20 protein-coding genes and 2 pseudogenes are annotated in these 23632 nt (G+C 69.6%); 9 read left to right on the top strand and 13 right to left on the bottom strand.

The window, feature by feature from the left end; translation table 11 throughout:
- Positions 1–126: 126 nt before the first annotated feature.
- Positions 127–648, top strand: coding sequence for a hypothetical protein (locus LZ604_RS08285; RefSeq protein ID WP_234513783.1), 522 nt, complete (start codon positions 127–129; stop codon positions 646–648).
- Between the two features lie 63 nt (positions 649–711).
- On the opposite strand, the gene LZ604_RS08280 is transcribed toward LZ604_RS08285, so the two are convergent.
- The 3 genes from LZ604_RS08280 to LZ604_RS08270 all read right to left on the bottom strand — a co-directional run bounded on the left by LZ604_RS08280 (position 712) and on the right by LZ604_RS08270 (position 3240).
- A complete protein-coding gene (locus tag LZ604_RS08280; protein ID WP_234513780.1) occupies positions 712–1533 on the bottom strand; it encodes an SDR family NAD(P)-dependent oxidoreductase in 822 nt (273 codons plus the stop codon).
- A 250-nt stretch (positions 1534–1783) separates the two neighbouring features.
- On the bottom strand, positions 1784–2815 hold the full coding sequence (locus LZ604_RS08275) for an LLM class flavin-dependent oxidoreductase (RefSeq protein WP_234513777.1): 1032 nt from the start codon (positions 2813–2815) through the stop codon (positions 1784–1786).
- A 53-nt stretch (positions 2816–2868) separates the two neighbouring features.
- Positions 2869–3240 carry a DoxX family protein gene (locus tag LZ604_RS08270; protein WP_234513774.1) on the bottom strand — a complete coding sequence of 124 codons (372 nt, stop codon included), beginning with the start codon at positions 3238–3240 and terminating at the stop codon, positions 2869–2871.
- A 103-nt stretch (positions 3241–3343) separates the two neighbouring features.
- Between LZ604_RS08270 and LZ604_RS08265 the strand changes: the two genes are divergently transcribed.
- From LZ604_RS08265 to LZ604_RS08255, 3 genes and pseudogenes are all read left to right on the top strand, one after another.
- Positions 3344–3964, top strand: a complete 621-nt coding sequence (locus LZ604_RS08265; protein WP_234513771.1) for a TetR/AcrR family transcriptional regulator — start codon at positions 3344–3346, stop codon at positions 3962–3964.
- Positions 3965–4131: 167 nt separating this feature from the next.
- Positions 4132–4425, top strand: a pseudogene (locus LZ604_RS36555) (IS1634 family transposase); the annotation flags it as partial.
- A gap of 257 nt (positions 4426–4682) precedes the next feature.
- The gene (locus LZ604_RS08255; protein WP_372482108.1) at positions 4683–5891 is read left to right on the top strand and encodes a phospholipase D-like domain-containing protein; all 1209 of its coding nucleotides are present in this window, start codon (positions 4683–4685) and stop codon (positions 5889–5891) included.
- Between the two features lie 932 nt (positions 5892–6823).
- Here LZ604_RS08255 and LZ604_RS08250 read toward each other — a convergent pair.
- Positions 6824–6994, bottom strand: a complete 171-nt coding sequence (locus LZ604_RS08250; RefSeq protein ID WP_037952753.1) for a hypothetical protein — start codon at positions 6992–6994, stop codon at positions 6824–6826.
- Positions 6995–7133: 139 nt separating this feature from the next.
- On the opposite strand from LZ604_RS08250, the gene LZ604_RS08245 reads away from it, so the two are divergent.
- Together LZ604_RS08245 and LZ604_RS08240 are read left to right on the top strand one after the other, a co-directional pair.
- Complete coding sequence (locus LZ604_RS08245) at positions 7134–7307, top strand: CsbD family protein (RefSeq protein WP_079102926.1); 174 nt, start codon at positions 7134–7136, stop codon at positions 7305–7307.
- 421 nt (positions 7308–7728) lie between these two features.
- Positions 7729–8619, top strand: a pseudogene (locus tag LZ604_RS08240) (YihY/virulence factor BrkB family protein).
- Between the two features lie 374 nt (positions 8620–8993).
- Here LZ604_RS08240 and LZ604_RS08235 read toward each other — a convergent pair.
- From LZ604_RS08235 to LZ604_RS08225, 3 genes are all read right to left on the bottom strand, one after another.
- Positions 8994–9836 carry an RNA polymerase sigma factor SigF gene (locus tag LZ604_RS08235; RefSeq protein ID WP_372482114.1) on the bottom strand — a complete coding sequence of 281 codons (843 nt, stop codon included), beginning with the start codon at positions 9834–9836 and terminating at the stop codon, positions 8994–8996.
- Between the two features lie 98 nt (positions 9837–9934).
- Positions 9935–11698 carry a thiamine pyrophosphate-dependent enzyme gene (locus LZ604_RS08230; RefSeq protein WP_234513763.1) on the bottom strand — a complete coding sequence of 588 codons (1764 nt, stop codon included), beginning with the start codon at positions 11696–11698 and terminating at the stop codon, positions 9935–9937.
- A gap of 13 nt (positions 11699–11711) precedes the next feature.
- On the bottom strand, positions 11712–13295 hold the full coding sequence (locus LZ604_RS08225; protein ID WP_234513760.1) for an FMN-binding glutamate synthase family protein: 1584 nt from the start codon (positions 13293–13295) through the stop codon (positions 11712–11714).
- Positions 13296–13325: 30 nt separating this feature from the next.
- Between LZ604_RS08225 and LZ604_RS08220 the strand changes: the two genes are divergently transcribed.
- Positions 13326–13517: a hypothetical protein gene (locus tag LZ604_RS08220; RefSeq protein ID WP_234513757.1), complete on the top strand. Its 192-nt coding sequence runs from the start codon at positions 13326–13328 to the stop codon at positions 13515–13517.
- A gap of 282 nt (positions 13518–13799) precedes the next feature.
- Here LZ604_RS08220 and LZ604_RS08215 read toward each other — a convergent pair whose 3' ends face one another.
- Together LZ604_RS08215 and LZ604_RS08210 are read right to left on the bottom strand one after the other, a co-directional pair.
- On the bottom strand, positions 13800–15128 hold the full coding sequence (locus LZ604_RS08215) for a class I SAM-dependent RNA methyltransferase (RefSeq protein ID WP_234513754.1): 1329 nt from the start codon (positions 15126–15128) through the stop codon (positions 13800–13802).
- A 121-nt stretch (positions 15129–15249) separates the two neighbouring features.
- Positions 15250–17301, bottom strand: coding sequence for an APC family permease (locus LZ604_RS08210; protein ID WP_234513749.1), 2052 nt, complete (start codon positions 17299–17301; stop codon positions 15250–15252).
- Between the two features lie 194 nt (positions 17302–17495).
- On the opposite strand from LZ604_RS08210, the gene LZ604_RS08205 reads away from it, so the two are divergent.
- Positions 17496–18167: a potassium channel family protein gene (locus tag LZ604_RS08205; RefSeq protein ID WP_234513984.1), complete on the top strand. Its 672-nt coding sequence runs from the start codon at positions 17496–17498 to the stop codon at positions 18165–18167.
- Positions 18167–18844, top strand: coding sequence for a potassium channel family protein (locus tag LZ604_RS08200; protein WP_234513746.1), 678 nt, complete (start codon positions 18167–18169; stop codon positions 18842–18844). The genes LZ604_RS08205 and LZ604_RS08200 overlap by 1 nt, the downstream gene beginning before the upstream one ends.
- A gap of 215 nt (positions 18845–19059) precedes the next feature.
- Here the strand turns inward: LZ604_RS08200 and LZ604_RS08195 are convergent, their stop codons facing one another.
- The 4 genes from LZ604_RS08195 to LZ604_RS08180 form a co-directional block, all read right to left on the bottom strand.
- Positions 19060–19815: a DUF3159 domain-containing protein gene (locus LZ604_RS08195; protein WP_234513743.1), complete on the bottom strand. Its 756-nt coding sequence runs from the start codon at positions 19813–19815 to the stop codon at positions 19060–19062.
- Positions 19816–19818: 3 nt separating this feature from the next.
- Positions 19819–20217, bottom strand: a complete 399-nt coding sequence (locus LZ604_RS08190) for an OB-fold nucleic acid binding domain-containing protein (protein ID WP_234513739.1) — start codon at positions 20215–20217, stop codon at positions 19819–19821.
- Between the two features lie 63 nt (positions 20218–20280).
- Positions 20281–20964, bottom strand: coding sequence for a response regulator (locus LZ604_RS08185; protein ID WP_234513737.1), 684 nt, complete (start codon positions 20962–20964; stop codon positions 20281–20283).
- Positions 20961–23504 carry an ATP-binding protein gene (locus LZ604_RS08180; protein WP_234513735.1) on the bottom strand — a complete coding sequence of 848 codons (2544 nt, stop codon included), beginning with the start codon at positions 23502–23504 and terminating at the stop codon, positions 20961–20963. Before LZ604_RS08180 ends, LZ604_RS08185 begins: the two co-directional genes overlap by 4 nt.
- Positions 23505–23632 lie beyond the last annotated feature (128 nt).

Raw genomic sequence — 23632 nt, 5'->3', positions numbered from 1 at the left:
AACGCTTCAGGTCAATACACCTAGCGGCCGTCCCCGTCAGGATCGCGTCAAGATATGGCCCCTTCGGCATCAGGAGACCGTCAGCACCGGTCGCCTCCGAGCCCCCGGACACCTAGCGTCAAGGCCATGCGAAGGAGCGGACCGCTGAGCCCGGCCGGCGACCGCCACTGGCGCGGCAGCGCCCGGCTCGCGACCGCCTGCTCGCTCGTCTTCTGCGCCATGACGATGCTGGTCGACTGGAATGCGGGCACCCTGACCACACCTCGCGCGGTGCTGTGGCTGACGCTCTCCGCCGCGATCTTCGCCGTCCTCCTCCCGCCGCGCATCACGGCGGGCCGGGGCTGGCTGATGATGCGCGGTCCACTGCGGCGACGGGTCGTACGCACGGACGCCCTTGTGTCCGTCCACCTGTACGACGACGGCGTCACCGCCCAGCTCGCCCTCCGGGACGCCTACGGCCGCCGCCTCCAACTGGACTCCCGCACTCTGACCGCCAGCCCCCTGCTGTGGCACGAACTCGACCGGGGCCTGCGCCGGTCCCTCGAACACGGGACGCTGATCCACGGAGAGGACGTTCTGCAACGGCTGGGCGACCAGATCGACGGCAGGACGGCAGAGGCGATCCTGCGGGCTTCCGGCCTCTCCTGACCTGCGGCGCGGCGAGGTCGAGGGCGCCGCACATGAGGACGCGGATGGAGGAGACCGGGGGTGTCAGAGCTCCGTATCTCGGCGTGGTTCGATACGGAAGTCGAACGCGAGGGTTCCCGGATCGAGGGCCGTCGCCCCACCGTCGACGGCTAGCACCGAGCCATTGACATACGACGCCGCCGGGGAGAGCAGCCAGGCGATCGCCTCCGCGACTTCACGCGGCTCGCCCGGCCGGCCCAAGGGCAGGATCCGGGTCGCCTCCGCGTAGGCGGACTCCACGCCGCCGTCCTTCAGATCCGCTTCCTCGGCGAAGCGCGCCATGCGCCGGTCGGCCATCTCACTCCGTACCCAGCTGGGGCACACGACGTTGGCACGCACCCCCTGGCGCCCGTAGTCGACGGCCACGGAACGGCACAGCTGCGACAAGGCCGCCTTGGACGTGGCGTACGGGGCGTTGCCCGCCCCGTTGCGCAGTGCGGACACCGAGGCGACGGCGACCACCGAGCCACGCGCGTCCAGCAGGTGCGGGATCGCCGCGCGCAGAAGCAGCAGCGGACCGGTGACGTTGGTACGCATCACCTCGTGCCAGTCCTCGAGCGACAGGTCCCCGACGGCTCCGCCGCGCCCGATGCCCGCGTTGAGCACCAGCCCGTCGATTCGTCCGTAGGCGTCCAGTGCGGCGCGGACGAGACCCTCGGCAGCGTCGGGGTCCCCCACGTCGGACGGATACGCCACAGCCCCGGTCTCGCGCTCGAGACGCCGCAACGGTTCGGCCCGCCGCCCGGAGACGACCACCTGGTGCCCGCCCTCACGCAACAGCCGGGCGGTGGCCGCCCCGATGCCCGTACCTCCACCGGTCACGATGACAACTCGCTTGTCGGTCACTGCTGTTCAGGCCCCCGCTCCGAGATCGCAGACGCAAGCGATCCTATAGAGCACCCTGAACCCGGCGCGCCGGCACCGACGATGTCGAGACGGATCGACTCGGTGGGTGGCGTTCCGTGGTGTATCGACGGCTGCCGAACGCGGTGTGACCGAACTGGTCGTCGCGGCTCGCCGAGCCGGGCGAGGACGGTGCCGACCCTCTCGGCGCCGAGCATGCCGATCGTGCGCACGTCGGTGCCGCTGGCGAGGTTCATCGCGTCGCCAGGATGTCGCGGACCATCGGCACGACCTTCGTTCCGTACAGCTCGACGGCACGCATCCGGGCGCCGACCGGCATGGTGCCGGAGCCGTAGATCATGTCGAACCGACCGACACCGAGCGCGGAGACGGCATCCGCGATCTTGCGGGCGACCGTCTCGGGCGAGCCGATGTAGAGGGAGCCGTGCTCGATCTCGCGCTCGTACTCCGCCCTGCTCACCGGCGGCCAGCCACGCAGCGCGCCGATGCGGTCGCGCATGACCTTGTAGCGGGGCCAGTGCAGTTCGCGCGCCTCCTCGTCGGTGTCGGCCACGAAGCCCGGCGAGTGCATGCCCACGGGGTGGGCGGTGGTGCCGAACTGGTCAGTGGCACGCTCGTACAGATCGACGTACGGGGCGAAGCGGGCCGGGCTGCCACCGATGATGGCGATCATCAACGGGAAGCCGTACTTCGCGGTGCGCACGACCGACTGCGGCGTACCGCCGACACCGACCCAGGTGGTCAGCCCGTTCTCGGTCTTGGGGAACACGTCGGCATCGGTGAGCGGCGCCCGCGTGGTGCCGCTCCAGGTGACGGGCTTCTCCTCGAGGAGCTTCGCGAAGAGCTCGATCTTCTCCTCGAACAGCACGTCGTAGTCGGCCAGGTCGTATCCGAACAACGGGAACGACTCGGTGAAGGAACCACGCCCGAGGATCACTTCGGCCCGCCCGTTCGACAGTGCGTCCAGGGTCGCGAACCGCTGGAACACGCGAACGGGGTCGTCGGAGCTGAGCACGGTGACACCGGAGGCGAGCTTGATCCGCTCGGTGCGCGTGGCGACGCCCGCGAGCACGGTCTCCGGGGTGGAGATCGCGTACTCGGGGCGATGGTGCTCTCCGAGGGCGAGGGCGTCGACGCCGGCCTGGTCGGCGAGCACGGCCTCGTCGACAACCTGCCGGATGGCCTGCGCGTACGAGACGGGACGGCCGGAGTCGTCCTCCGGGACGTCGCCGAACGTGTCCAGACCGAAGAGGACTTCAGACATGGGTGGCTCCTTCGTGAACCAAGGCGGAGGGGAGGGAGAGACGGGACGCGGGCTCACCAGGCGTAGGGGCCGAAGCGCCCCCAGGCGATCACCACGGCCATGAGGAGCAGCACCGCGCCGGGGCCGATCTGGGACCACTCCTTGCCACGGGCGTGCGTCACGACGGCGCCGACCATGATCAATGCCGTACCGGTGGCGGCGAGTGCGGTCAGCACCGGGGCGACGCCGGTCGCGGCCGGGAGGGCGAGACCGAGCGCGGCGAGCACTTCGAGGGCCGCGATGGCCTTGACCTGGCCCGCACTGAAGCTGCGGGCCCACGGCATGGACTCGGCGGTCTTCTCGTAGGGCTGGGCGAGCTTGCCGCCACCGGCGGCGAGAAGAACGAGGGCCAGCAGGATCTGCAGGATCCACAGAAAGACGTGCACGGGTTCAGTCCTGTCGATAAGAGGGGACGGGCGGAGGCGGTACGGACGAGAGCATAAGCGGACTTCACCCCGCTTAATATTTCCGGGGGGTAGGTTGGAGGTCATGAACAGCCCCCTGGTACCGCTCGGCCGGCCCCGCGCCGAGCGAGCCGACGCCGCCCGCAACCGCGAGCAGCTGCTGGCCACGGCCCGCGCGATGGTCGCCGAGCTCGGCGTGGAGGGGGTCACGATGGACGGCCTGGCCGAGCGGGCGGGCCTGGGCAAGGGCACCGTCTACCGCCGCTTCGGCACCCGCGCCGGGATCTTCCACGCCCTCCTCGACGAGGACGAGCACGCCTTCCAGGACCAGGTCATGTCCGGCCCGCCCCCGCTGGGCCCCGGCGCCGGCCCCGTCGACCGCCTCATCGCCTACGGCCGCGCCCGCACTGCCTACCTCGCCGACCACCTGGCGATCGTGCGGGCCTCCCTCGACCGCAAGCAGCCCGTCCCCGCCGGATCGCCCGCGACCCTGACGCGGATGCACATCCGGATGCTCCTGTCCCTGGCCCGGCCCGGCATCACAGACCTCGACAGCCTCGCGCTGCAGCTCACCGCGGCGCTGGAGGGCCCGGTGATGCTGTACCTCTCGGCCCCGCAGCCGACGACCGCCCCGGACCCAGCGCTGGCCGACCGCCTCGGCGACAGCTGGCAGACGCTGATCGAGCGCGTCTGTCCGTCGGGGTGACAACCCTGCTGCAGACAGAACCGGCTGGCCTCGGTGATCTCTACACGGCCATGGCCACCGCCCTTGTCAATCGTCAGAAGTCCCCGATCACGCAGGGCAGAGGCCGAGCTTCTGTGCGGGAATCACGCAAAATACTGAGCGCGGCCTCGCAGGCAACCGGCCGATTCCCGAAGGTGCTTTTCTCGTTAGGCCGTGAGGACGACCTCGACCGGGACGCGGTGAAGCGCCTGGTCGCGTCTCTTGCGAGGCTGCTGGAGCCGGGCGAGGCGCTGGCGTCGACCGCGGCGGGTGACCTGGAGTTCGTCTCCTCGGTCCCGTTCGGCGGAACCTATGTCCTCGATCATCTGTGGCGGCGGTTGAAGATCGACCGAATCGTCGGGCAGGTCGGGCAGCCCAAGCGGGGCCGGCGCCGGGACATGTCGGTGACCGAGCGGGTGCTGTACTCCCTGGAACAGCAGCGCCTAGAGAAACGCCTCTCAGGCGCCCTCACCCCTGTCCGCGCAGGTCAGGCCCCAGATTCGTGACTCTAGGCCGCTGAATTACGCGGAACGCAGGGAGTGACCTCCTCAGCAAGGACTGTGCGGCTGGCGTCGCGGTGTCGGTGGGCTCGGTCCAGGCAGACTGCTGGAGTGCCGCGGTGCCGGCCGGGAATGTGGTTGTTCGGGTTCGCCCAGCGGCCCGTGACGTTCTGTCTTCATGATCCAGTGGGAGATTCGGCGTGATACTCGACGGCATACCGGCACCCCCTGCGCGCGACACCGTGCCTGACGCAGCAGCGCGCAAGCAGCGCCTACGCCGTCGCCTGGAGCGACTGATCGGCGTGGCTGCCACCGAAGGCAATGACCTCGTGCCCCTGCGCAACGGTGATGAGATCTTCCCCGCAATGCTCGGGGCGATCCGTTCGGCTCGGCACACCGTCGACATGATGACGTTCGTGTATTGGCGGGGTCAGATCGCCCACGACTTCGCCGTCACTTTGGCCGACCGCGCCCGCGCGGGGGTGCGCGTGCGACTGCTGCTCGACGGCTTCGGCGCCAAGGAGATCGAGCGGCGGCTGCTGGACCTCATGAGCGCCGCGGGCGTGCAGGTGGCCTGGTTCCGCAAACCCGTGTGGCTGTCACCGTTCAAACAGAACCACCGTTGCCACCGCAAGGCCCTCATCGTCGACGAACACACCGCCTTCACCGGCGGCGTCGGCATCGCCGAGGAATGGAGCGGCAATGCCCGCAACCCTGCCGAGTGGCGCGACACCCACGTCCAGGTGCGCGGCCCGGCCGTGGACGGCATCGCCGCCGCGTTCGCGCAGAACTGGGCCGAGTGTCATGACGAACTCTTCGATGACCGCGACCGTTTCACGGAACACCCACAGGCCGGCTCGTCGGTGGTGCAGGTCGTGCGCGGCTCCGCAAGCATCGGCTGGCAGGACATGCAAACCCTCATCCGGGTCATGCTCACCTCCGCCGAGGAACGCTTCCGGCTGGCCACCGCCTACTTCGCCCCTGACGCCTACTTCATCGACCTGCTGTGCCAGACCGCACGTCGCGGCGTGCATGTCGAGATCCTGCTGCCCGGCCCCCACACCGACCAGCGCGCCTGCCAGCTCGCCGGTCAACACCACTACACGCGCCTGCTGCAGGCCGGCGTGCACATCCGCCAGTACCAGCCGACCATGATGCACGCCAAGATCATCACCGTGGACTCGGTCGCCTCCCTGATCGGATCCACCAATTTCAACCGCCGGTCCATGGACCACGACGAAGAGGTGATGCTCGCCGTCCTGGACGAGGAGTTCACTGCCTCCCTCGACCGCGACTACGAGGAGGACCTGCGCTACAGCGTGGGCATCGAGCTCACTCGATGGAGACGACGGGCAGTGCTGCAACGCGCCAAGGAAGCCGCCGTCACCCCGATCCGGCGCTTCCTGTGAGCCGACCGGCACCCCTGGCACAATGGCGAACCGCAGGATCCGCGCGAGCCAGCCAGCGCCGCACGCGTGAAGCGAAGACACGCCGTACCCGCGGTCCCACAGACCGATCGCCCCCCGACAGCACGCGAAAGCCGCTCACCGGGGCGGTTCCAGGGCCGGTCGGCGGGGCCGCTCGGCCCCAGGTAGGCGCCCCCCTGGCGACCCTGCCGCAGAACGAGACGTAGCGCACCGCGAGTTGCCGCATCTGGCCGCTGAGAACCGGAAACGGCTCCGGTCACCGGTGGACATGCTGCCGCGACGGCCCACCGCATGGTCGTCCGCGACCTTGCTCACCGCGATCCATGCCCAGATCTGTCGGGTCAAGCCGGCCCGCACGGGCGGCGTTGAGGACGGGCGCATACAAGAAGCCGGCCTCGTGGTACAGGAGCCCTGGAGGAGGAGGCCCCGCCCCTGCCCGGCTCTGAGCCGCTCTCCGCATCCAGGTATCGAAGCACTGTTACGTCTCCCCAGGGTCAGGCTTCGAACGGAAGCCGACGCTGAAAGACAACGGGAGGTCCGTACGGGCATGGTCGGGGCTGCGACGGATCAGCTCGGCCGTGGTCGCTTTCTGCCTGGCCACGTCCGTAGCCGCGTCCCGGTCGCCGGCCACTGCGTCCGGGAGTCGCGCCACGGGACCTCCGCACGTCGCCGCAGCCCGGCTGGGAGCACGGCCGCCGGTAACGCCGGAGGCGGGGACACGGCAGGAGGTCGCGCGGGTTCCATCGCGCGTGCGTGTCCCGCCCCCGACTGCAACACGCCTACCCCGCTGCCGTTTGGGACACCTATGGGCTGTACGGTCTCTTACGTCCCAGGTCGCCTCACGTCCGGCATGCGCACGGGGCCCGGCCGTCATATCGGCCGGACCCCGTGATGAAGGCGCGCTGCGGGTCAGATCACCATCGGTACCAACGACCTCGGCCGCCACCGGCGGTGGTGGAGCGCATGACGAAGCCGAGAAGCCACAGCACCAGGACGGCGACGGCGACCCACCAGAGGATCTTGATGGCGAAGCCGGCACCGAAGAGGAGCAGTGCAAGAAGCAGAACAAGCAGCAGGGGAACCATGTTTATCAACCTCCTGCACGCTCGTCTGCCCTGCAATTCCGTCGCCATTCACCGACTACGCTTTGTTTGTGAAAGGAACGCCGGGGCACAAGCGGGTTACCGCGACAGCGGTACACCAGCTATCAGGAGGTACTCTTCCATGACTGCCGGCGAGAAGGCCAAGGCAAAGAGCGAGCAGGCCGAGGGCAAGGCCAAGGAAGCCGTGGGAAGCGCCATCGGAAACGACCGTATGGCTGCTGAGGGGCAGACTGAGAAGAGCACGGGTGATGCCCGTGAGGCCAAGGAAAAGGCGAAGGACGCGTTCAAGCACTAAACCTGCGGTCTCCACCGAGAATTCGAAAGGGGCCTGCCCGGCGTGACTCCGGGAAGGCCCCTTTCGACGGATCGCCGAGGGCGGAACACGCAGGCACTGAGTCTCGCCTCAACTGCTCATCGACCTTCTCACCCGCCACCATGCCGACGATTTCCCGTCCATGGCCGTCGCCCAGGTCGCCACCAGGCCCGCACCCACAAGTCCCCGGCGGACACGGCCAACGTGCCGACGGCTCTGTTCACCGCACGGTGGCTGAGAGGGGCAAGGGGGCCGTGGCCCCCTGTGACCGTCCGCCGGCCAGAGCGGCTGCTCGAAAAGCGTGCCGGGCATGCGTACAGTGAGGGCCAGAGTGTCTCGGGCAGCAGGCACTTGGTGCGGTACGCGACACACGCGGCCGGGTGGTGTCGCACCGTAGTGCTGGATGAGGCGGCCCGAGGACGGGGGTGAGAGCGTCCGCGTCATGGATGATGCAGACGGTCACACGACTCGATGGTGGGCGGCGCTGCGCCGGACGCCGGTGGCCGTCTGGAACGACGACGTCACGGACTGGGCCGCTGCGCTGACCTACTACGCGGTCCTGGCCCTGTTCCCCTTGCTGCTGGTGATCCTCTCGATCCTGGGTCTGACCATGCCCACGGCCAAGCCGGAGGTCATCGACCGCATGTCGCAGGCCGCTCCGGTCGCGTCCCGCGCCCTGCTGCGCAGCACCCTGCGGCAGATGGCCGGACAGTCGTCGGCGGCATGGACGTTGATCGTCCTCGGAGGGGCGGGAGCGCTGTGGTCGGGGTCCAGCTATCTGAGCGTCTTCCGCCGGGCGTTGCACGCCATGCATCGGACCAGCGCGCACCGGCCGGTCTGGCGCACTGCTCCGCGTATCATCGCCACGGCCCTCCTCCTGATCTCCCTGCTTCTCGCGTCGACCCTCGCGCTGTTTCTCACTGGCAGCCTGGCCCGGCGTCTGGGCCGGGTGCTGTCTCTGGATACCTGGCCCCAGGCCGCCTGAGACACACTGCGGTGGCCGGTCGTGGCCGCCGTCGCCGTCGCCCTGGTACTCGTCCTGTACCGTTCGGGCCCGGCGCCCTCCCGCCCTGTAGGGAAGATGGCGCCCGGCGGCACATTGGCGGTAGTGCTCCTGTTGGGGGTCTCACTCGGATTCGCCGTCTACACCTCCCATGTCGGCACCTATCAGCGTCTGTACGGTTCACTGGCAGGCGTCGTGGTCTTCCTGGTCTGGCTATGGCTGTCCAACCTGTCCCTGCTGGTCGGCGCTCAGTTCAACGCAGAGCTGGCAAAGCCCGTGCACGGCGAATGAGCCGGTCTTCCAGTACCTGCGGCGGGACCGCCCGCAGCCTTCCCTTCGGCCGGTTCGCTCAGTACGGCACGCGCGCGCCGACACCGCACGAACCGTGAGCAGGCCGCTCGGTTGACCTGTGGCGGTATCTGCCCGTCGGCCGCGTGGGCAGTCGCGGCCGCCGGCCTCGCGCGGTGCGCCGCGTCTCGGGGCAGGAACGGTGCTCGGAGCGCCGTGTCTGTCATCGGCCCGTACCCGATCGCGGGGAGTGTGGAGGCGGGCCGCACCCCTCAGCCGCGGGGCCCCGCCCGATCGGCAGGACCTCGCGAAAGTGAGGCACTACACCCGGCATCTCCCCCGCTCCGCAGGACGCCCGGCTGCCGGGCCCCCGACCGTCAGACGGTGCTGAGCATGCCTTCACGCAGGCGGGCCAGGAGACGGGAGATCAGCCGGGAGACGTGCATCTGGGAGACACCGAGACGTTCACCGATCTGGGCCTGGGTGAGTTCCTCCACGAACCGCCAGTGGATGATCTTGCGGTCGCGTTCGTCGAGTTCGGCGATCATCGGGGCGAGGGCATGGAAGTCCTCGATCAGGCCGAGGGCGGCGTCCTCGTCGCCGATGAAGTCCGCCAGCGCAGCCTCGCCGTCCTCGCTGCCGTTGATCGCCGCGTCCAGGGAGGCGGACTTGTAGCCGTTGGAGGCCAGTTGGGCCTCGACGACCTCGTCCTCCGGAAGGCTCATCAGCTCGGAAAGCTCTTTGGTGGTCGGTGTCCGGCCCAGTCGGCTGCGCAGTTCCTCGTTGGCGCGGGCGAGTTGGACGCGGGCTTCCTGGAGCCGGCGCGGGACGTGTACGGCCCAGGAGGTGTCGCGGAAGAACCGCTTGATCTCGCCGACGATGTACGGCACGGCGAAGGAGGTGAACTCGACCTCCCGGGTCAGCTCGAAGCGGTCTATCGCCTTGATGAGTCCGATCATGCCGACCTGGACGATGTCCTCCATCTCCTCCGGCCCGCGGCTGCGGAACCGGCCGGCCGCGTAGCGGACCAGGGACATGTTCATCTCGATCAGCGTGTTGCGCGCGTACTGGTACTCGGGCGTTCCCTCCTCCAGGACGGCCAGCCGGTCGAAGAACGGCTTCGACAGCTCCCGCGCGTCCTTCGGCGCGACCTTGGAAGGGTCCGTGATCTCCGGCACATCCACCGTCTGCCCGGCGGTCTGCGCGGTCGTCGTCGGCATCATGGCGCCCTCCCAGTCGATCAGCCTCGCCTCGCCGGTCCATCGTCCGGCAGGCACGCGCCTGCCCCGTCCGCCGAGCGGCATTCCTCGAACTGCTGTCAGTCCCCGCCGGACTCTCCGTGGCTGCGTACGATTTCCTTCACCTTGGCGACCGCGAAACCCCAGCCCTGCTCGACGGTCGGCTTGGCCGGGACGGCGATCTCGTCGGGGTTGGTGAGGACGTCCAGCAGGACCGGGCCCGGACTGCCCAAGGCGCGTCGCACGGCGCCCTCCACGTCGGCCGGGTCGGTCACACGGATGCCGGTGATGCCCATGGCTTCGGCTACGGCGGCGAAGTCGGGGTTGTCGAGCACGGTGCCGAACTCGGGCAGGCCGGCCTGCTCCTGTTCGAGTTTCACCATGCCCAGCCGGCGGTTGTCGAAGACGACGAGCTTGACGGGAAGCCGGTACGTCTTCAGGGTCATGAGGTCGCCAAGGAGCATGCTCAGTCCGCCGTCGCCGCAGAAGGCCACGACCTGGCGCTCGCGGTCCAGGCACTGGGCGCCCAGGGCCTGGGGCATGGCGTTGGCCATCGAGCCGAGGTTGTAGGAGCCGATGAGGCGCCGCTCGCCGCGCATCTCGACGAAGCGCGAGAGCCACACGGTGGCCATGCCCGTGTCGGAGGTGAAGACGGCGTCATCGGCCGCGATCCGGTCGACGGCCGCGGCCAGCGCCTCGGGGCGGATGTCATGGGCCCGGTTGTCCAGCGCGGAGCGGATACGGCCCACCACGCCCCTGTCGTGCGACGGATCGGCGAGCCGGGCCTGACCGGTGCGCCACTGGTCGAAGCGTTCACGCGCCTTCTCCAGGTGAGAGCGGTCACGTGCGCCTTCGGACCCGGCGGGCGCGGCGGCGAGGTCATCCAGGAGGTCGCGTACGGTGGCGCCGGTGTCTCCCACGAGCCCGACGTCGACCGGTACCCGGCGTCCGATATGGGTGGCCTCGGTGTCCACCTGGATGACGGTCCGGCCCTCGGGATACCAGTCCCGGTAGGGGAAGTCCGTGCCGAGCAGCAGCAGGGTGTCCGCGTCCTGGAGGGCCGCAGCGGCGGCGGGGTTGCCGATCAGCCCCGTCTGGCCGACCTGGAAGGGGTTGTCGTCGCCTTCGAAGCCCGCCTTGGCCTTCAGGGTGAGCACCATCGGTGCGGCCAGGCGGTCGGCGAGGGTGAGGACGTCCTTGCGAGCGGCGCGGGCGCCCTCACCGACGAGCAGGGTGACCCGTTCCGAGCGGTCGAGGAGTTCCGCGGCGCGGTGGACGGCCGACCCGTCCGGCCGGCTCACCGGGGCGTTCAGGGAGAACCGGGCCGGCCGGTCGGCGGTCAGTTTCCGCTCGCCCAGGTCACCCGGCACCGTGAGAACGGCGACGCCCCTGCGGCCCAGTGCGTGACGCACCGCCGTCTCCAGCATCTGCGGAAGCTGGTCGGGAGAGGTGATGGTCGCGCGGAACACGGCCACGTCCCTGAAGAGGGCGTCGTTGTCCACCTCCTGGAAGTAGTCGCTGCCGAGTTCGGCGAGCGGCACCTGGCCGGCGATCGCCAGGACCGGGGCGTGGCTCTTGGCCGCGTCGTACAGCCCGTTGAGGAGGTGGACGGAACCGGGTCCGACCGTGCCCATGCACACGCCGAGGGTGCCGGTGAGCTGCGACTGGGCGCTCGCGGCGAAAGCCGCCGCCTCCTCGTGCCGGCAGCCCACCCATTCCAGGTTCTCGGTGGTGCGGATGGCGTCGGTCAGGGGATTGAGCGCGTCTCCCACGACGCCGAACACCTGGCGCACGCCGAGCTCGCTCAACGCGTCCACGATGACGCGGGCAACAGTACGGGTCACGTAGTCCTCCAGGTCACACGGTGAAACGGTCGGGGTCGGCGGCCTGCCAGTCGGCCGCCCAGGAGGCGGGCGGCTCGGCGAGCAGCTGCCCTGGCGCAAGCCACTCGTACAGCTCCTCGAAGGAGCGCTCGGTGAAGGGGTCGACGCGCCGGCGGAGCATGTGCGGACGCAGTTCCGCGGGATCGGTGACACCCATGGACGCCATGATCTGCAACGCGCTGGCCAGGGTCGCTTGCTGGAAGCGCTGGACGCGCGCCGTCTTGTCGCCTACGTCGAGGGCGCGGGCACGCCGCGGGTCCTGGGTCGTGACACCCGTGGGGCAGGTGTTGGTATGGCACCTCTGCGCTTGGATGCACCCGACGGCGAACATCATCGCCCGCGCAGCGTTGCCGTAGTCGGCGCCCTGCACCATGCGTTTGACCAGGTCGGTGCCGGTGGCGATCTTGCCGCTCGCCCCGATCTTGATCCGATCGCGCAGGCCCACGCCCACGAGGGCGTTGTGAACGGTGTGCAGACCCTCGGTGAGCGGGGTGCCCACATGGTCCGCGAACTCCAGCGGCGCCGCACCGGTCCCACCCTCGGCGCCGTCCACCACGATGAAATCAGGCGCAGTGCCCTCCTCCAGCATGGCCTTGCACACGGCCAGGAACTGCCGGCGAGAGCCCACACACAGCTTGAACCCGGCAGGCTTGCCACCGGACAACTCGCGCATGCGAGCGATGAAGCGCACTAGTTCGCGCGGGGTGGAGAACACCCGGTGGTACGGCGGGGAGACGACCGTCCGCCCCTCGGGCACGTCGCGGACCCGGGCGATCTCGGCGTTCACCTTGGCTCCCGGCAGAACACCGCCGATGCCGGGCTTCGCGCCTTGCGACAGTTTCAGGGACACACACCGGACGTGATCGTGTGCGGCCTTGTCGGCGAACTCGGCCGCGTCGAAATCGCCTTCCTCGGTACGGCAGCCGAAGTACCCTGTGCCGATCTCCCAAACGAGGTCGCCTCCCGGACGGAGGTGATACTCGGACAGCCCGCCCTCACCGGTGTCCTGGGCGAAACCCCCGGCCGCGGCACCCCCGTTGAGCGCGAGGACCGCGTTGGCGGAGAGCGAGCCGAAGCTCATCGCCGAGACGTTCAGCAGTGCCATGTCGTACGGACGGCTGCAGTCCGGTCCGCCGATCCTCACGCGCGGCGGGTCCTTCGGCACCGGACACGGCGCCATCGACGGGACCAGGAACTCGTAACCGGGCTGGTACACGTCCCGCTCGGTGCCGTACGGCTCCTCCGCGTCGGTGCCCTTGGCGCGCTCGTAGACGATGCTGCGCACATCCCGGTCGAAGGGGCGTCCGTCATAGTTCCGCTCGATGAAGTACTGCTGCAGCTCCGGGCGTACGCGCTCCAGGAGGTAGCGGGCATGGCCGAGGACGGGATAGTTGCGCAGCACCGAGTGCCGCCGCTGCACCAGGTCCCAGGCGCCCAGCACCCCCGTGAACATGAGCGGAACGGCCGCGAACCACCAGTAGGGCGAGATCCCGAGCGCCGCGGCCAAAGCCCCGAGAGCGGCCACCAGAGTCAGGAGGACGATTCCAACGCGTGTCACACCTGGCGCATTGCCCGGTTATCGATCGCCATGCGCGACAGCCGGGCACTGGACGCTCCCAGTCGCCGTGGCCGCCGGACGGGCCGCGAGCCCCCGGCCACGCTCGTCAGGTGGACCGCATGGGGCTTCTCCAACGCCCTCGCCCTCAGCGCCGTGTCCACACGGGAACACGACATCAGCCCCAGTGCGTACCGCATGGGCAAGACCCGGGCGGCAACCTGACGTCCGGCTCGGCGCGGAGATGGGACCGACCGAGGTTTCGACGGTCATCGGGCCGGCCACCCGGTCGGCCTGACACGCCATCAGAACATGCGTCGAATGAGCGTCGCGGTGACTTCGCACCGATCCTTACGGAGTAAGGGCAACACATCGTGATCGCTCACGCGGCCACGAGAAACAGCAGGTCAGCAGCACTGAGATATCCACCGCGGGGGAACCGTCCGCTCGACCCGGTGCAGGCGGGCAGACAGGTCGAGCGAACCACCCGGGCCGCAAACCCGCAGATCAGGAGCCCTTCGCAGCAGGCTCAAGAATCGCCACGCACTCCACATGATGCGTCATCGGAAAGAGATCGAACGCCCGCAGCGTCCGCACCCGGTACCCCCCGTCCCTGAAGTACGCCAGGTCCCGGGCGAGGGCCGCCGGGTCGCAGGCCACGTAGGCGATCCTGCGGGCGCCCAGCGACGACAGGTGCGTCACGGTTTCCCGGCCCGCGCCGGAGCGGGGCGGGTCCAGGACGATCAGGTCGACCTCCGTGATGCCCGTGCGCGGCAGGACCGACTCGACCTTGCCCTGTTCGATGCGTACACGGGGGAAGTCGGCGAGGTTGTGGCGGGCGTCCTCCACCGCGCGCTTGCCGGACTCGATGCCGAGCACCGCGCCCTTCTCGCCGAGCCGGTCCGCGAGCGCACCGGCGAAGAGGCCGACACCGCAGTACAGGTCGAGCGCCGTCTCCCCCTTGCGGGGCAGCAGGCCCTGCATCACCGCCGTCACCAGTGTGTCGGCAGCCTTCGGGTGGACCTGCCAGAAGCCGCCTCCCCCGACGCGGTGCGTACGGCCGTCGGCGCGTTCGCGGACGAAGGGACGGCCGTGGACCCGGTGCACACCCCCGGTCTTCTCGTCGACCCGCAGGACCGACACCGGCTTGTCCAGTTCGACCAGCGGCAGCCGAGCTCCCGGCTTCGGCGTCAGGACCACCTGACGGTCCTGCGACCCCGTCGCCGCGATCGCCTCCACGGAGTCCATACCGGTCCAGTCGCGCTTCTCGATGCCCAGCTCGCTGACGCCCTCGGCGGCGATCATGCAGTGGTCGACCGGTTCGACCTCGTGCGAGCGGTGCCGGCGCAGGCCCGCCCTGCCGGAGGGGTCCACCGCGTACTGGACCCGGGTACGCCACTGCGGCACCTCGCCCGCCGGAAGCTTGTCACCCTCGGCCGGCACCACCGTGCCGTCCCAGCCCGCCTCCTCGGGGGTCAGGCCCGCGAGCCGCCGCAACTGCTCGGCGATCACCTCCCCCTTCAGCCGGCGCTGCGCGCCCGGCTTCGCGTGCTGCCAGTCGCAGCCGCCGCAGCGACCGGGACCCGCGTACGGGCAGGGGGCTTCGATGCGGTCCTTGGACGCCTCCAGCACCCGCACCGCGTCGGCGCGCAGGAAGCGGGCTCCCTCCTCGCCCTCCGTGACCCGGGCCACCACCCGCTCCCCGGGCAGCGCGTGCCGGACGAAGAGGACCTGGCCGGCGTCCGTACGGGCGATGCAGTGACCGCCATGGGCGACGGGACCGATCTCGACCTCGTACTCCTGGCCCACCAGAGACTTCTTCGGTTCTGCCTGCATGGTGGGGTGACTCCAGGGTGAGAGGACGGGAGAGGGGGACGAGTGCACGGCCGGTCCGGCCGGACGACAGCCCACCAGTCTACGTGGCTGTCACCCGGCCGTTCACCATGAGACGGGGGCCTCAGCTCTGCGAGGCGGACGACTCCTTGGCCCGCGCCTCCGCCGGGCCGCGCCGCACCGCACCGGGTGCGTTCCAGTCCTGCCGCCTGCGGGCCCGCTGCTTCGCCAGCTCGGACGACTGCAGCTGGTACGGAACCGAGGTCACCATGACGCCCGGCGTGAACAGCAGCCGGCCCTTCAGCCTCAGTGCGCTCTGGTTGTGCAGCAGGTGCTCGTACCAGCGGCCGACGACGTACTCCGGGATGATCACGGACACGGCGTCGCGCGGGGACTCACGGCGCAGGCCCTTGACGTACTCGATCACTGGCCGCGTGATCTCGCGGTACGGCGAGTCGAGGATCTTCAGCGGTACGTCGATGCCGCGCCGCTCCCACTCGTCCTTGAGCTGCTTCGTCTCCGCCGGGTCGACGTTGACGCTGAGCGCCTCGAGGGTGTCCGTGCGCAGCAGTTTGGCGTAGGCCAGGGCGCGCAGTGTCGGGCGGTGGATCTTGGAGATGAGGACCACGGAGTGGACGCGGGACGGGCGCACGCTGTCGTCGCTGGGGCCCTCGGGTGCGGCCAGTTCCTCGGACACGCCGTCGTAGTGCCGGCGGATCGCGGTCATCGTCGCGTAGAAGATGCACATGCCGAGCAGGGCGACCCAGGCGCCGTGCGTGAACTTCGTGACCAGGACGACGACCAGGACCAGGCCGGTGAAGAAGGCGCCGAAGGCGTTGATGGCGCGCGAGCGCACCATGTGCCGGCGCTTGGCCTGGTCGCGCTCGGTGGCGAGGTGCCGGTTCCAGTGGCGGACCATGCCGGTCTGGCTCAGCGTGAACGACACGAACACGCCGACGATGTACAGCTGGATCAGCCGGGTCGAGTCGGCGCCGTAGATGAAGATCAGCATGGTGGCCGCGCCCGCGAGCAGCACGATGCCGTTGGAGAAGGCGAGGCGGTCGCCGCGGGTGTGCAGCTGGCGCGGCAGGTAGCGGTCCTGGGCGAGGATCGAGCCGAGCAGCGGGAAGCCGTTGTACGCGGTGTTCGCGGCGAGGAACAGCACGAGCGCGGTGGCCGCGGCCAGCACGATGAACAGCAGGCTGCCCTTGCCGAAGACGGCCTCGGCGACCTGCGAGATCACCGGGTTCTGGACGTATCCGGAGCCGAGCGCGACACCGTTGTGGAGCAGATCGGCGGCCGGGTTCTCGGCCATGCGGACCTTGGTCGTCATGGCGAGCACGATGATGCCGCAGAACATGGTGACGGCGAGCAGGCCCATCATCGCGAGCGTGGTCGCCGCGTTCTTCGACTTGGGCTTGCGGAAGGCCGGGACGCCGTTGGAGATCGCCTCGACACCGGTGAGCGCGGCACAGCCGGAGGAGAAGGCGCGCAGCAGCAGGAAGACCAGCGCGAATCCCGCTATGCCCTGGTGCTCGGCCCTGACCTGGTACGACGCCGTGGGCGCCCGCATGGTGTCCCCGAGGACCAGCCCGCGGAACGAGCCCCAAAGGATCATGATGAACACGCCCGCGACGAAGACATACGTCGGGATCGCGAACAGCGTGCCGGACTCCTTGACCCCGCGCAGGTTCATCAGCGTGAGCAGCACGACGACGGCGACCGCGCAGAGGACCTTGTGCTCGACCACGAAGGGGACGGCGGAGCCGAGGTTCTCGATGCCGGAGGAGATCGACACCGCGACCGTGAGGACGTAGTCGACGAGCAGAGCGCTGGCGACGGTCAGGCCCGCCTTGGGTCCGAGGTTGGTGGTGGCCACCTCGTAGTCGCCGCCGCCGCTCGGGTACGCGTGCACGTTCTGCCGGTAGGAGGCGACCACCGTGAACATCAGCACGACGACGGCGACCGCGATCCAGGGGCTGAAGTGGTAGGCCGACACGCCCGCGATGGACAGGACCAACAGCACCTCACCCGGGGCATAGGCCACGGAGGAGAGCGGGTCGGAGGCGAAGACGGGGAGTGCGATGCGCTTGGGCAGGAGGGTCTCCCCCAGCCGGTCACTGCGCAGTGCGCGCCCGATGAGGATGCGTTTGGGCACGTCGGTCAGTTTGGACACAAGAGAGGATCGTAAGGGTTCCTGCCGGGGGTCGCCCACCCGCCGGCAGAGATCTGCCTCACGAACGACACCCTGCGGCACACGCGCCCGGGGGTGCCCTACGCGCACCGCGCGTGTGTAGCTTGGGCGGCGGTCTGAGACCCTGTTCTTGGCGTTTCGACTGAGCCGTGACCATTGACATCGGAAGGACGGTCGTGCACATCGTCATCATGGGCTGCGGAAGAGTGGGCTCCGCTCTTGCCCAGACCTTGGAGCAACAGGGGCATACGGTCGCCGTGATCGACCAGGACCCCACCGCCTTCCGACGGCTGGGCTCCGGGTTCGGCGGCCGCCGTGTCACCGGAGTGGGCTTCGACCAGGACACCCTGCGCGAGGCGGGCATCGAGGAAGCCGGTGCCTTCGCCGCCGTCTCCAGCGGGGACAACTCGAACATCATCGCCGCGCGTGTGGCGCGTGAGATGTTCGGCATCGAGAATGTGGCGGCCCGTATCTACGACCCGCGCCGTGCGGAGGTCTACCAGCGCCTGGGCATCCCCACCGTGGCGACCGTCCGGTGGACGGCCGACCAGATGCTGCGCCGCCTGCTCCCGTCGGGTGCCGAGCCGTTGTGGCGGGACCCCACCGGCGGTGTACAGCTCGCCGAGGTGCACACCTCGGCGGCCTGGGTCGGGCACAGGATCAGCCGGCTCCAGGAGGAGACCGGTGTGCGCGTTGCATTCCTCACCCGGCTGGGCGAGACGATGCTGCCCACGTCGCAGACGGTGCTCCAGGAGGGCGACCTGGTGCACGTGATGATGCGGACGGACGACGTCGAGAAGGTCGAGGCGGCGTTCGCCAAGGGGCCTGAAGGAGAGGGCGGGCACTGATGAGGGTCGCCATTGCCGGTGCCGGTGCCGTGGGCCGCTCGATCGCGGGCGAGCTGCTGGAGAACGGGCACGAGGTCCTGCTGATCGACAAGGCACCGACCGCGATCTCGGTCGAGCGCGTGCCCCAGGCGGAGTGGCTGCTGGCCGACGCCTGCGAGATCACGTCCCTGGACGAGGCGGCGCTCCAGCGCTGCAATGTCGTGATCGCCGCGACGGGCGACGACAAGGTGAACCTGGTCGTGTCCCTGCTGGCGAAGACGGAGTACGCCGTTCCGCGCGTCGTCGCCCGTGTGAACAACCCGAAGAACGAGTGGCTGTTCAACGAGTCGTGGGGCGTGGACGTGGCCGTCTCCACCCCGCGTCTGATGTCCGCGCTGGTGGAGGAGGCGGTGAGCGTCGGCGATCTGGTCCGTCTGCTCCGCTTCAGCCACGGCGACGCGAACCTGGTCGAGCTGACCCTGCCTCCGGAGTCGGCTCTGGCCGGCACGCAGGTCGGTGATGTGGAGTGGCCGCAGGACACGTCCCTGGTGACCATCATCCGCGGCACCCGGGTGCTGACCCCGTCCCGGGAGGATTCCCTGGAGGCGGGCGACGAACTGCTGTTCGTGGCGGCCCAGGCACGCGAGGGACAGCTGGAGGACCTGCTGTCGGTACGCCGGGAGGACACGGCGGGCTAGTCCCGCTCCCCCTACCCGGACCGGGGCGCTCCGACCATGTCGGGGCGCCTCCGCTCTTTCCCGTGGGGCCCGGTTCCGGAGCTGGGACTTCCGGCGCTGGGGCTGCCGGAACGGGGGGCTACCGGCCCACTGCCGGAGCCGGGTCCGCCGGAGCCAGGACCGCCCGCGCCAGGACCCGCCGGCGCCAGGACCGTCGCAGCCAGCACAGCCGGACGCTAGGACTCCCGGCGGTGGCGGCCGGTCGAGGTCTCCCGGTCGGCGGCGCCGGCCGCCGCCTTCCGCTCCTCCTCGGCCTTCTCCTCCGCTTCCATCTCCGCGAACACGTCGATCGGCGCGGGCGCCTTCGCCAGGAACACCCAGGTGAGCCAGACGGCGAGCAGGAACGGCGGGATCTTGAGCGCGATCAGGACCCAGCCGAGCTGAGCGGTGTCGGCCCACCAGTACAGGGGGAAGAGGATCGCGCACTTGGCGAGCAGGATCAGACCCCAGGCCCAGCTGGCCTTGGTGTACGCCTTCTTGCGGCCGGGGTTGCGGGTGCGCCAGGAGAGGTTCTCCTTGAAGACCGGACCGAGCATCAGGCCGATCAGGGGCACTCCGGCAAGCGTGGTGACGATGTACGCCAGGGCCAGACCCAGCGTGTAGAGCATGCCCGGCAGATAGAAGTCCTTCGCGTTGCCGGTCATCATCGCGAAGACCACGCCGAACGCGACACCGAACACTCCGCTGAAGGCGTGCTTCACGGTGTCCCGCATCACGAGGCGGACGACCACGAGCAACAGGGACACGGCGAGGGCGGCGATCGCCGACCAGTGCAGGTTCTTGTTGATCGTGAAGATGGTGACGAAGAAGAGGCCGGGCACCACGGTCTCGACCATGCCTCGCACACCGCCGAACGCCTCGAACAGCGCGGCCTCGGTCACCGCCCGCGAATCGTGCTGGGCGTCTTCGGTCGGCTTCTCGAGTGACGTCACCGGCTACTCCCGTCCGAGCGGTCTGAGTTCGTACTTCGGATTGAACAGCACCCTGCGGCCCCGGCTCATGGAGATCCGGCCCGAAGCGATGAGCTTGCGTCCCGGTTCTATGCCGACGATGGAACGCCGGCCGAGCCAGACCAGGTCCAGCGCGGCCGAGCCGTCGAACAGCTCGGCTTCCAGGGCCGGCACACCGGCCCTCGGACGCAGCGTGACCGTGCGCAAGGTACCAGTAACCGTCACGATCTGCCGGTCGTGGCAGTCGCCGATGCGCGTACATCCCGCGGTATCGGCGTCCTCACGCAACTCCTCGGACTCCAGATCCTCCTGCGACGAGGAAAGCCGGTCGAGCATGCGCCGGAAACGGCTCACCGGCTTTTCGGAACGAGGAACAGCGCTCATACCGAAAAGCGTACCGGGGTGCCCCGACACCGACGCACACGCGCCATCCCCGGGACGTACGCCTCACTTCTCGAATCTGTACCCCATACCCGGCTCGGTGATGAAGTGCTTCGGATGCGACGGGTCCGCCTCGAGCTTCCGCCGCAGCTGGGCCATGTACACCCGCAGATAGTTCGTCTCCGTGCCGTACGACGGGCCCCACACCTCCTGGAGCAGCTGCTTCTGGCCGACCAGGCGGCCGGTGTTGCGCACGAGCACCTCCAGCAGATGCCACTCCGTGGGGGTGAGGCGTACGTCCTTCCCGGCCCGGTTGACCTTCTTCGCGGCCAGGTCGACGGTGAATCCCCCGGTCTCCACCAGCACGTCGTCCTCGTCGGCGCCGGTCGGCTCGGCACGGCGGATGGCGGCGCGGAGCCGGGCCAGCAGTTCGTCCATCCCGAACGGCTTGGTGACGTAGTCGTCGGCGCCGGCGTCCAGCGCCTCGACCTTCTCGTCGGAGGAGTGGCGGGCGGACAGCACGAGGATCGGCACCCGGGTCCAGCCCCGCAGGCCCTTGATCACCTCGACGCCGTCCATGTCGGGCAGTCCGAGGTCGAGCACCACGACGTCGGGGTGGCGGGCGGCGGCGAGCTGGAGCGCGGACGCGCCGTCGGGAGCAGCGTCCACCTCGTACTTGCGCGCCTTGAGGTTGATCACGAGGGCGCGCACGATCTGCGGCTCGTCGTCGACCACGAGCACCCGGGTCATGTGGTTTGCCTTTCTGGTTCGGCGATGCGTACGGGGCGGTGAGGGCTCTGCACGGCCCGGAGGGTGAGGACCATGGTGAGTCCGCCGCCGGGAGTGTCCTCGGCGTTCAGGGTGCCGCCCATGGCCTCGGCGAAGCCGCGGGCGACCGCGAGGCCCAGACCGACACCGGTGCCGCGCGGGGCGTCGCCGTAGCGCTGGAAGGGTTCGAAGATGCGGTCCTTGGCCTCGTCCGGGACGCCCGGCCCGCGGTCCACCACACGCACCTCGACCCGGGCGGCGAGAGCACTGGCGGAGACGAACACGGGCGTTCCGAGGGAGCTGTACTTGACCGCGTTCTCGACCAGGTTGGCGACCGTGCGCTCCAGCAGCCCGGCGTCGACGGCGACCATCGGCAGGCTCTCCGGGATGTCGAGGTCCACGCTGTCCTCGGGCACCCCGCCGAGCGCCATCGGCACCACCTCGTCCAGGTCGATCTCCCGGATGAGCGGGGTGACGGTGCCGGTCTGGAGGCGGGACATGTCCAGCAGGTTGCCCACCAGGTGGTCGAGCCGGTCGGCGCCCTCCTCGATCGCCGCGAGCAGCTCGGCGCGGTCCTCCTCCGACCACTCCACATCGTCCGACCTGAGGGACGTGACCGACGCCTTGATCCCCGCGAGCGGAGTGCGCAGGTCGTGGCTCACGGCGGCCAGCAGGGCGGTGCGGATGCGGTTGCCCTCGGCCAGCGTGCGGGCCTGTTCGGCCTCCTGCTGGAGGCGCCGGCGGTCGAGGACCACCGCGGCCTGTGCGGCGAACGCGGCCAGCACCCGGCGGTCCGAGGCGGGCAGGACCCGCCCGGACAGTGCCAGCGCCATGTGGTCGCCCACCGGCACGTCCACGTCGGCGTCCTCGGGCCGTTCGACCGCCTTGCCCGGGCCCACGCCGCCCGCGCAGGTCCACGGGTCCACGTCGCTGGTCCGCTCCAGCATGGCCGCGGACTCCATGCCGAAGGTCTCGCGCACCCGCTCCAGGAGCTCCTCGAGGCTGGTCTCCCCACGCAGGACGTTGCCCGCGAGGAAGGACAGGATCTCCGACTCGGCCCGCAGCCTCGCCGCCTGGTGGGTGCGTCGGGCGGCGAGGTCCACCACCGACGCCACGGACACGGCGACCCCGACGAAGATCGCGATGGCGACGATGTTCTTCGGGTCGGCGATCGTCAGCCGGTGCAGCGGGGGCGTGTAGTAGTAGTTCAGCAGCAAAGAGCCGAAGGCCGCCGAGGCGAGCGCGGGGAAGAGGCCGCCGAGCAGGGCCGCCGCGACCGTCAGGGTCAGGAACAGCAGCATGTCGTTGGCGAGACCGAGGTCGACGGTGTTCAGCAGGAACGCGAGGACCACGGGGCCGATGATGCCGACCAGCCAGCCCGCGATGATGCGGGTGCGGCCGAGCCGTGCGCCCCGGGCCACCGGCAGGCCGCGCCCCTTGGCGACCTCGTCGTGCGTGACGATGTGCACATCGAGGTCGGGCCCCGACTCACGGGCGACCGTGGCACCGACGCCGGGCCCGAAGACGTACTGCCACGCCTTGCGGCGCGAGGAGCCGAGCACGATCTGGGTGGCGTTCACGCCCCGGGCGAAGTCCAGCAGCGCCGCGGGGATGTCGTCGCCGACGACGTGGTGGAAGGTGCCGCCGAGGTCCTCCACCAGCGTGCGCTGGACCGCCAGCTCCTTCGGGGAGGCCGAGGTGAGCCCGTCGCTGCGGGAGATGTAGACGGCCATCACCTCACCGCCCGCACCCTTCTCCGCCAGACGCGCGGCACGCCGTATCAACGTCCGGCCCTCCGGACCCCCCGTCAGCCCGACCACGATCCGCTCCCGCGAACCCCAGATCGCCGACACCCGATGCTCACTGCGGTACTCGTTCAAATACTCGTCGACCCGGTCGGCCACCCACAGCAGAGCCAGCTCCCGCAACGCCGTCAGATTCCCGGGACGGAAATAGTTCGACAGCGCCGCATCGACCTTGTCCGACTTGTAGATGTTGCCGTGCGCCATACGCCGCCGCAGCGCCTGCGGCGACATGTCCACCAACTCGATCTGGTCCGCACGACGCACCACCTCATCGGGAACCGTCTCCCGCTGCCGCACACCCGTTATCGACTCCACCACATCACCCAGGGACTCCAGATGCTGGATGTTCACCGTCGACACCACGTCGATCCCGGCGGCCAGCAACTCCTCCACGTCCTGCCACCGCTTGGCATGACGCGAGCCCGGCACATTGGTATGAGCCAGTTCATCCACCAGGGCGACCGCGGGCGCACGGCGCAGCACCGCGTCCACATCCATCTCACCGAAGCGGGCGTCCCGGTACTCGATCTCCCGGCGCGCAATCTGCTCCAGACCGTGCAACATCACCTCGGTGCGCGACCGGCCGTGAGGCTCCACGAACGCCACCACACAGTCCGTCCCACGCTCGATACGGCGGTGCGCCTCCGACAGCATCGCGTAGGTCTTGCCGACACCCGGTGCCGCACCGAGGTAGATCCGAAGCTTGCCGCGTCCCATGGCCCCATTGTCTTCCCAAGCACACTTGCGTACGCTGCGTCGACCTTACGGCCATGAATCGCGGCGAATGCGCCGGGATGCGCCCGGACGTGTGACTTTGACGGAACCCTGATACGGGACTCTGATCC

The organism is Streptomyces glomeratus, assembly GCF_021462825.1.
Lineage (GTDB): Bacteria > Actinomycetota > Actinomycetes > Streptomycetales > Streptomycetaceae > Streptomyces > Streptomyces glomeratus.
The sequence above is the reverse complement of the archived record's forward strand: the minus strand, read 5'-3'. Positions and strand labels throughout refer to the sequence as shown.

What these genes read in the sequence shown, in the direction of transcription:
- LZ604_RS08215 (WP_234513754.1), bottom strand. Translation starts at nt 15,128, where the DNA reads ATGCAGGCAGAACCGAAGAAGTCTCTGGTGGGCCAGGAGTACGAGGTC.
- LZ604_RS08235 (WP_372482114.1), bottom strand. Translation starts at nt 9,836, where the DNA reads ATGCCGACGACGACCGCGCAGACCGCCGGGCAGACGGTGGATGTGCCG.
- LZ604_RS08250 (WP_037952753.1), bottom strand. Translation starts at nt 6,994, where the DNA reads ATGGTTCCCCTGCTGCTTGTTCTGCTTCTTGCACTGCTCCTCTTCGGT.
- LZ604_RS08245 (WP_079102926.1), top strand. Translation starts at nt 7,134, where the DNA reads ATGACTGCCGGCGAGAAGGCCAAGGCAAAGAGCGAGCAGGCCGAGGGC.
- LZ604_RS08180 (WP_234513735.1), bottom strand. Translation starts at nt 23,504, where the DNA reads ATGGGACGCGGCAAGCTTCGGATCTACCTCGGTGCGGCACCGGGTGTC.
- LZ604_RS08200 (WP_234513746.1), top strand. Translation starts at nt 18,167, where the DNA reads ATGAGGGTCGCCATTGCCGGTGCCGGTGCCGTGGGCCGCTCGATCGCG.
- LZ604_RS08190 (WP_234513739.1), bottom strand. Translation starts at nt 20,217, where the DNA reads ATGAGCGCTGTTCCTCGTTCCGAAAAGCCGGTGAGCCGTTTCCGGCGC.
- LZ604_RS08275 (WP_234513777.1), bottom strand. Translation starts at nt 2,815, where the DNA reads ATGTCTGAAGTCCTCTTCGGTCTGGACACGTTCGGCGACGTCCCGGAG.
- LZ604_RS08185 (WP_234513737.1), bottom strand. Translation starts at nt 20,964, where the DNA reads ATGACCCGGGTGCTCGTGGTCGACGACGAGCCGCAGATCGTGCGCGCC.
- LZ604_RS08285 (WP_234513783.1), top strand. Translation starts at nt 127, where the DNA reads ATGCGAAGGAGCGGACCGCTGAGCCCGGCCGGCGACCGCCACTGGCGC.
- LZ604_RS08220 (WP_234513757.1), top strand. Translation starts at nt 13,326, where the DNA reads ATGCGCGACAGCCGGGCACTGGACGCTCCCAGTCGCCGTGGCCGCCGG.
- LZ604_RS08265 (WP_234513771.1), top strand. Translation starts at nt 3,344, where the DNA reads ATGAACAGCCCCCTGGTACCGCTCGGCCGGCCCCGCGCCGAGCGAGCC.